This is a genomic window from Ferrovibrio terrae, assembly GCF_943372915.1.
In the GTDB taxonomy this organism is placed as follows: Bacteria; Pseudomonadota; Alphaproteobacteria; order Ferrovibrionales; family Ferrovibrionaceae; genus Ferrovibrio; species Ferrovibrio terrae_A.
In genome coordinates this window covers 24,998-32,181 of sequence record NZ_CALSAN010000040.1, presented here as the reverse complement: position 1 = coordinate 32,181, position 7,184 = coordinate 24,998, and the positions used below count along the sequence as shown (strand labels likewise).

The following is a 7,184-nucleotide window of genomic DNA, read 5'->3' as shown; positions in this document are numbered from 1 at the left end:
TCGCCACCGAGCCTTCGTAATAGAGATGCGGCACCATGCCGTGCGCGGCATGCTCGCGGCTGTCGATCCACAGCCAGGTGCTGAGCGCCCAGGCCGCGGTGGTGCCCAGCGCCACCAGCAGATCCATGTTGCCGGTGCCGGCGCGCAGCGCACTCCAGCCGGCACGATAGAAACGCCAGCCCAGAATGAACTGCACCGGCGTGGCGATCAGGAACTGCAGCAGCGGCGACAGCATCAGGTCATCGCGGCCGAGCAGTGAAAAGACCATGCCGCCGATCAGTGGCAGGCTGAGTGCGAGCGCCAGCAGCGCAAGATTGCGGTCGCGCGCAATGGCTTTGGCTGCCTGATCGGCACGGGCGGCGACCGTGCGGGCAGCATCGTCAAAAGGGCGCGCCTCGTAGCCGGCCTTGCGCACCGCCGCGATCAGGGCGGCGACATCGCCGGCATCGCGCGGCACCGAGACTTCCGCGCTTTCACCCGCCAGGTTGACACTGGCATGGCTGACGCCCGGCATGGCCAACAGCGCCTTTTCGACGCGGCCGACGCAGGAGGCGCAGCTCATGCCGGCGATCTGCAGCCGGATCTTGTCCAGCGGCACGCTGTAGCCGGCTTTCTCCACCGCCCGGATGGCCGCAGCTGGCGACACCGCGCCGGCGAATTCCAGATGGGCGGTCTCGGCGGCCAGGTTGACGCTGGCCGTGCTGACGCCTGGCAGGGCGCGCAACGCGCGCTCCACCCGGCCGGCGCAGGAGGCACAGCTCATGCCGGCGACCGGCAGGTCGAGGGTGTGGGACAGGGTTTCAGACGCGGACATGGGGAGCCTCACAGCGTTGCGCTGCCCTATCAGATAAGGCTTCCCATCATGGGAAGGTCAAGCCGATTGTGCAGACTGGCAGGAAGTCCTGAAAAACCAATGATTTCGTGGGCGAAACAGAATCCTACCAATTCTAACTTTCCCCAGATTTTCCAAAGAGTAATCAAATCGCCACCATACAACCGTTCGGCGCTTTGATAGTTTCCGGCCATGGATTTCGTCGCCTCCCTGCCGTCTGCTCTGACCGAGCCAAGCCGGCGCTTCTTTACCGAATGGCACCGCTGGCGCGGGCGCGGCCTGGTGCCGCAGCGCAGCGTGCTGGATACGGGCAAGCTGGGCGACCTGCTGCTGCGCTGCCTGCTGCTGGAGATTCGCGGCCGCGAGGAGATTCCGATCCGCTTTGTCGGCTCAGGCGTCGGCGAGATGATCGGCGTCAATCTGGCCGGCCGCAATTACCTCGATCTCACCGATCCCGATAACCGTGCCCGCCGCGCTGCCCTGCTGTTCACCGAGGTGGCGCAGCCCTGCGCCGCCGTCATCTATTACTGGCTCAGCACCGGCAGCGGCGCGATCCTGCCGGTCGAGCTGGTCTCGGCGCCGCTCTGTGCCGATGGCGAGACCACGCCGTCGCTGGTGCTGGCCTGCGCCACGCCCCTGATCAAGGGCAGCGATGCCGCCCGCGACGTGGCGCCCGACTCCTATGCCGAAGGCGAAGGCCTGCGCTTCATCGATATCGGCGCCGGCCTGCCGCCGGTTGGCCCCGACATCCATGTCGCCCAGCGCGTACAGTGACGAAGCCGCAAGCCAAGACGATGCCCTATTCACCCCAAAATCTGCGCACCCTGCTGGATCGACAAAGCGGCATCGTCATGCCGATTGCCGGCACCGAACCGGTCACCGCAGAGTCTCTGCTGTCGGATGACAGCCGCCAGTTCCTGGCGGCCTGGAAGCAGTGGCGCGGCGACCGGCTGGCGCCGCAGCGTGCCGAAATGGACCTGGTGTCGATTGCCCGCCTGATGCCGAAGCTGGCGCTGCTGGACGTGTTCAGCCCGGAGCGCGCGGTGTTTCGCCTGGCAGGTTGCGACATAGAGCGCCTGGTCGGCATGCGGCTGATGGGATGCAATTTCGTTGCTATGGCAGCCGAGGAGCAGCGCGCGACGCGCAGCCGGCTGGTCTGGCAGACGGCGACATGGCCCTGTGGTGTGCTCAGCTTCCATGCCCTGCCGCAGCCCGGTGCAGCGCGCGCGCATCATGTCGAAGTCTTTGCGCTGCCGATCCGGCCGGACAGTGCCGAAGCGCCGATGCAGGTTCTGGCCCTAGCCAGCCGCCTGCCGGTGCGGCAGCAGGAGCAATCCTCGAAGCTGCCGCTGGCGCAAACCGGCGTGACGCAGCATTTCATCGATATCGGCGCCGGCCTTCCGGCCTGAGGCCGCTTTACCGCCGCGATATCCGCGTATCAACATCCACAGTGAAGTGGATCGCCGTCAGCGCCTCGGCCAGCACATCGATACTGCCGGGCAGCCAGCCGCGATAGCAGCCCGTCACCAGCAGGTGATCATCCGCCGCGCTGAGATTTGCACCGGCCACGATCTCGACGGCGAGATCCACCGGCAGCACCAGCCCGCGGCGATTGCCGAACATCGGCGTCGAAATCGTGCTCACCGTGGCATGGCCGGCCTGCCGGTCCAGGCAATGCTGGATAACCGCCGGCAGAGCCGCAGTCGGCGCATCCGCATCCCTGACAATCACCAGCTTGCTGCCAAGAAAGCCTGCTATGGCGGCTATCATGGTCTCGGGCTGCAGGGCCAGGAACGGGAAGACGATGATCAACGCCGACGGCAGGCCGTGCTGGGGGACGAACCGTTCGGCGGCAGCCTTCATGCGAAATAGGCCGCGATCTTGCGCTTGTCGTCATTGCTGGCCTGATAGCGCAGCGCAACGAAAGCCCCATCGACGCGCACCACCTCGGCTTCCGCCTTGAAGCGCAGGCCGGCGCGGCGCAGGTCGGCCGCCACCGTGAACTTCTCGCCCATGCGCGGCGCGCGGTCGAACGGACCAGCCAGCAGGCCGGTGACGCTCCAGTTCTGAAGATTGTAGGCCTTGCCGCCGATCTCGACACTGTCTTCTTCGCCGCAATCGAAGCGCGACTCACGCCGGCGTTCGGCCGAGGCAGTGTCATCGCTGCGGAAGAAGCCGACCAGGTCAGACAGGTCGCGCGCCTGATGCGCCAGAGTCTGGGTGGCGGCACTGGTTTCTTCGACCAGGGCGCCATTGCGCTGGGTCATCTCGTCCATCTGGCTGACAGCGGTGTTGATCTCCTGCATGGCGCGGGCCTGCTCGTTGCTGGCCGTGGCGATTTCGGCCACGATATCGTTGACCTGCTTCACCGCCGTCAGAATTTCATCCAGCGCTGCACCGGTCTGGTTGACCAGCTGCACGCCGGACTTCACCTGGCTGTTGGAGGCCTGGATCAGCGTCTTGATATCCTTGCTGGCATTGGCCGAGCGCTGCGCCAGCGCACGCACCTCCTGCGCCACCACGGCGAAGCCCTTGCCGGCTTCGCCGGCGCGGGCCGCTTCCACGCTGGCATTCAGCGCCAGCAGATTGGTCTGGAAGGCGATCTCGTCGATCAGCCCGATGATATCGCTGATCTTCTGCGCACTCTGCTCGATCTGCCCCATGGCAGCCACGGCGTCGTTGACAACGCTGCCGCCCCTGGCAGCGGTGTCGCGTGCCAGCACGGCCTTCTGATTGGCGGCACCGGCATTGGCGGCATTCTGCTTTACTGTTTCGGTGACCTCATGCATCGCCGCGGCGGTCTGCTCCAGGCTGGCAGCCTGGCTTTCGGTGCGCTGCGCCAGATCCTGGGCGCCGGTGGCGATCTCGCCAGACGCGTTGTTCACATTGAGCGCGGTGTTGCCGATCTTGCCGGTGATCTCGCGCAGCTTGTCGATGGTGGCATTGCAGTTGTCCTGCAGATGCTTGAGCTGGCCCTGATAGCTGCCGGCCATGCGGTTGGCGAGGTTGCCTTTCGACATGGCGCCCAGCACGGTGTCGACCTCATTCACGGCGTTGGCGACAGTGCCCAGCAGTCCGTTGATGCCGGCGGCGATTTCGCGCATGAAGCCGCTCTTGCCGTCGAGATTGACCCGACGCGCCAGATCGCCCTGCAGTGCCGCTGCAACCAGGCCCGATACCTCGGTCTGCACCGCATGCTGCTGGGTCATGTCGCGCCATTCCACGGCGGTACCCAGGCGCTTGCCGGTAACATCGAAGACCGGCACGACGGTGATGTCGAAGCGCAGCCCGCCAACCGTGACGGTGGTGTCGTAGGGTTTCTCCAGCGCCGCGATCATGCGGTGCTGCTCGGCCTGACTCTTGTCGAACAGGTTGATCTTCTGCCCGATCATCGCGGCAGGATCGAACTGCGGTACATCCTTGCGGATATCCTGGCCCGTGGCCTGGAACAGCGCCTGTGCGGCCCGGTTCACAAAGACGACGTTGTGGTTGTCATCGGCCAGCACGACACAGGCCGTGATGCTGCTGAGCGTCTCGCCGGTCTGCAGGCCGCTGACGATGCGGTCGCGGATTTCCTCGGCCGCGCGCAGCGCCGAGCCGATCTCATCGCCGCGCTGCTTGCCGGTGGTGTCGATATCGACCTTGCCGCCGACCAGATCGGTCAGGGCGCTGGTGACGCGGCGGATCGGCGTGGCCAGGGCATTGCCGAACCACAGGCCGATCAGAACCGCCGCCACACTGGCAAGCGCCAGAACCACACCGACCTCAAGAATGACCGCATTGACAATGCTGTAAGCAACGTCGGTGGGAATGCGCACCAGCACCGACCAGCCCAGGCCCGAATAGTCATAGGCCCCCTGGCTGCGGTGATAACCGGCAACCTGCGATATTTTCTTGCGCGCATGCACGGATTCGATGCCGCCAGCCTTGCCGGCCACCGCCAGCTTTGCCGCCTCAACGCCGGCCTCAACCAGATTCAGTTTGCCGAGCACGGCCCAGTCGCGGACATAGGGCCGGTCTTTCAGCTTCTCGCTGTCGTAATCGACGATCACAACGCCACGCGGATCGAGCACGGTGATTTCTGTATTTTCCAGGCCACTGCTGCCCAGGCTCTGGCTCGATTGCTGGATGATCTGCTCGACCAGGTCGAAGCCGGCGAAATTGACCCAGACGGCAACCGTCTTGTCATTGGCATCGGTGACCGGCGCGGCGAAAATCATGGCATAGTCGTCGCCAGCATAGAGCGCGGCCAGTTCGGGATGGCGCGCCGGCTGTTCCACCACGCTGCCGGTAAAGCCGTTCTTGCCCTGCAGGAATTTTCCGTCCAGCGCGGCGCGCAGCCAGGACGCATTGGCATAATTGCGCTGATACAGCGCTTCGGTGGCCATGGCCTTGCCGGCGGCGGATTTGGAATTGACCGCCAGCACCTTGCCTTCGGGACTGACCAGCAGCATCAGCTTGTAGATGCCGTAATTCGCCATGTAGCGGTTCATCGCCACCACCAGGGGATTGTCGTCGCCCGGCTTGCCCCAGTTCTGCGGCTCGGTCGCCACCGCGTTGTAACCGAAGGCCTGCACGTCGCCGTAGCGCTCGAACAGGTTGCGATCGATCACATCGTTGATCGCCTGGGCCGCCATGACGATACGGCTGGTCTGACCCTGCTTGATCTCGCCCACTTCCAGCCACAGCGAGGCCGTGAGCAGCAGCAGCGGCAGCAGCGCGAAGGCGATCAGGGCCGTGACGATCTTGCTGCGAATGCCGAGGGTGTTCATCGTTGTGGCGTCCTGGTTTCTGGTGGTGATGCGATCAAGCGAACTGCGCCGCCGACGCCCCTATCGAATAGGGGAAAGTCCGTGGACGTACGTAGTTACCATTTGATAATATTATCGCCTGTTTACTGGGAAAAACTCCGAATAGCAGGCCGCAATCAGGGGGTGGGTTTGTGTGATCCGCTGGCATCTCTCAGCTCCGGCGACGTCTGATGGCTGTATGATGTTCCGGCGCTCGCCAAGGATGTGCCACCGGACAGCGACGCCTACGTCACGCTGCGGCGCCACCCGGTTCCGCACCATGGGCGCGGAAGGGTTTTCGGGACTTGAGGTGGATCAAGGACGCCAGGCCGCCTTTGCATGACCTTCGCAAATAGGTATTGCGGACCGGCGCGTTATCTTCAGGCTGGGCGGCGGGGTTATTTTTCGGTAACGTATCTTCTGGGTGAATGACGAGACTGGATAATCCAGCCAGGTAGCAAGGGAGGCAGCCCTGAGTTCTGTATCGACGTCTGACCGGCACTGCATCCTGCTCATCGAAGATTCCACGCCGGTGCGCGCAGCCTTGCGCGCCGCACTGGAGGCTGTGGCCTATCGGGTGATCGAGGCGCCCAATGGCGAAGAGGGCCTGACCAAGGTCGGTGAAGCCACGCTGCTGTTGCTCGATCTTGGTCTGCCCGGCATCAGCGGTTTCGATGTGCTGGAGCGTTTGCGCAAAACCTCGGCCATGCCGGTGATCGTGCTGTCAGGGCAGGAAGAGGTGGATGCGAAAATCCGCGCGCTTGATCTGGGCGCCGATGATTACGTGACCAAGCCTTTCGATGCCGGCGAATTGCTGGCGCGCGTGCGCGCCGCGATCCGCCGGAACATAGAATCCAGCACCAAGACCGGCACCACCATTGTCACCGTCGGCCCCTTCGTGATCGACCCGATGACCGGCGACACCCGGCGCGATGACCGCCCGGTGCGGCTGTCGCCGATGGAAGCGCGGTTCGTGAAATTGCTGGCGCAGAAAAGCGGCCAGCCGGTCGGCACCAAACAGCTCACCATCACGCTGTGGGGCAACGACAATGCCGAGATGCGCCAGGCGCTGCGCGTGCTGGCGCGCAAGGTGCGCTGCAAGCTGGAAAAAGATCCGGACTCGCCGCGCTTCCTGCTCACCGAACCCAGGCTGGGCTATCGGCTGATCAATCCGGAAAACGCAGCACACGCCTGATCTTCTGGCGTGCCAGCCACGTCTGCGGCGCTGCTGATTTTGCGGCCCAGACTTGCATGGCCTGCATAGGTGCGGTCGGCAGAAACCAATTTCTCGTTCTGCCGCAGGCGCTTGCACCAATGCAAACATAAGCGTGGCCGCCGGCATCACGCAAATGTGCCTGCTTTGCCGCGCCAGCGCGGCGGCACCCTCTTGGCAAGGCGGCAAATGCTCCCCATATCTGCTGCATGGCGACGGCGACAAGCTGTTGCCGGCATCGAAAGATCCCCCCCTTTCGATGCCCCAATGGCGCAGAGGTCATTGCGCAAAACGCCCGGCTCGCCCCCCGACCGGGCGTTTTCTTTTGTCCGCGCGCGATCGCCGTATA

The 7,184-nt window shown here is 64.3% G+C and carries 7 protein-coding genes; 3 read left to right on the top strand and 4 right to left on the bottom strand.

The features are described from left to right. Nucleotides 1–814: copper ion binding protein (locus tag AAG821_RS19740; protein ID WP_341916401.1), on the bottom strand; the 814-nt coding region annotated here is incomplete at its 3' end. Nucleotides 815–843: 29 nt separating this feature from the next. Beyond that, nucleotides 844–1,026, bottom strand: coding sequence for a hypothetical protein (locus AAG821_RS19735; RefSeq protein ID WP_341908710.1), 183 nt, complete (start codon nucleotides 1,024–1,026; stop codon nucleotides 844–846). Between AAG821_RS19735 and AAG821_RS19730 the strand changes: the two genes are divergently transcribed. Both AAG821_RS19730 and AAG821_RS19725 read left to right on the top strand, forming a co-directional pair. Continuing rightward, nucleotides 1,025–1,606, top strand: coding sequence for a PAS domain-containing protein (locus AAG821_RS19730; RefSeq protein WP_341908708.1), 582 nt, complete (start codon nucleotides 1,025–1,027; stop codon nucleotides 1,604–1,606). The two genes, AAG821_RS19735 and AAG821_RS19730, sit on opposite strands and share 2 nt — an antisense overlap. After that, a complete protein-coding gene (locus AAG821_RS19725) occupies nucleotides 1,603–2,241 on the top strand; it encodes a PAS domain-containing protein (RefSeq protein ID WP_341908707.1) in 639 nt (212 codons plus the stop codon). Before AAG821_RS19730 ends, AAG821_RS19725 begins: the two co-directional genes overlap by 4 nt. A 7-nt stretch (nucleotides 2,242–2,248) precedes the next feature. Here AAG821_RS19725 and AAG821_RS19720 read toward each other — a convergent pair whose 3' ends face one another. Beyond that, nucleotides 2,249–2,695: a hypothetical protein gene (locus AAG821_RS19720; protein WP_341908706.1), complete on the bottom strand. Its 447-nt coding sequence runs from the start codon at nucleotides 2,693–2,695 to the stop codon at nucleotides 2,249–2,251. Beyond that, nucleotides 2,692–5,604 (bottom strand): methyl-accepting chemotaxis protein, encoded by a 2,913-nt coding sequence (locus AAG821_RS19715; RefSeq protein ID WP_341908704.1) that lies wholly within the window; start codon nucleotides 5,602–5,604, stop codon nucleotides 2,692–2,694. Before AAG821_RS19715 ends, AAG821_RS19720 begins: the two co-directional genes overlap by 4 nt. A 490-nt stretch (nucleotides 5,605–6,094) precedes the next feature. On the opposite strand from AAG821_RS19715, the gene AAG821_RS19710 reads away from it, so the two are divergent. Further along, a complete protein-coding gene (locus AAG821_RS19710; protein ID WP_341909236.1) occupies nucleotides 6,095–6,817 on the top strand; it encodes a response regulator transcription factor in 723 nt (240 codons plus the stop codon). Nucleotides 6,818–7,184 lie beyond the last annotated feature (367 nt).

Coding starts and splice junctions, on each gene's coding strand:
- AAG821_RS19730 (WP_341908708.1), top strand. CDS start 1,025: ATGGATTTCGTCGCCTCCCTGCCGTCTGCTCTGACCGAGCCAAGCCGG.
- AAG821_RS19735 (WP_341908710.1), bottom strand. CDS start 1,026: ATGGCCGGAAACTATCAAAGCGCCGAACGGTTGTATGGTGGCGATTTG.
- AAG821_RS19720 (WP_341908706.1), bottom strand. CDS start 2,695: ATGAAGGCTGCCGCCGAACGGTTCGTCCCCCAGCACGGCCTGCCGTCG.
- AAG821_RS19715 (WP_341908704.1), bottom strand. CDS start 5,604: ATGAACACCCTCGGCATTCGCAGCAAGATCGTCACGGCCCTGATCGCC.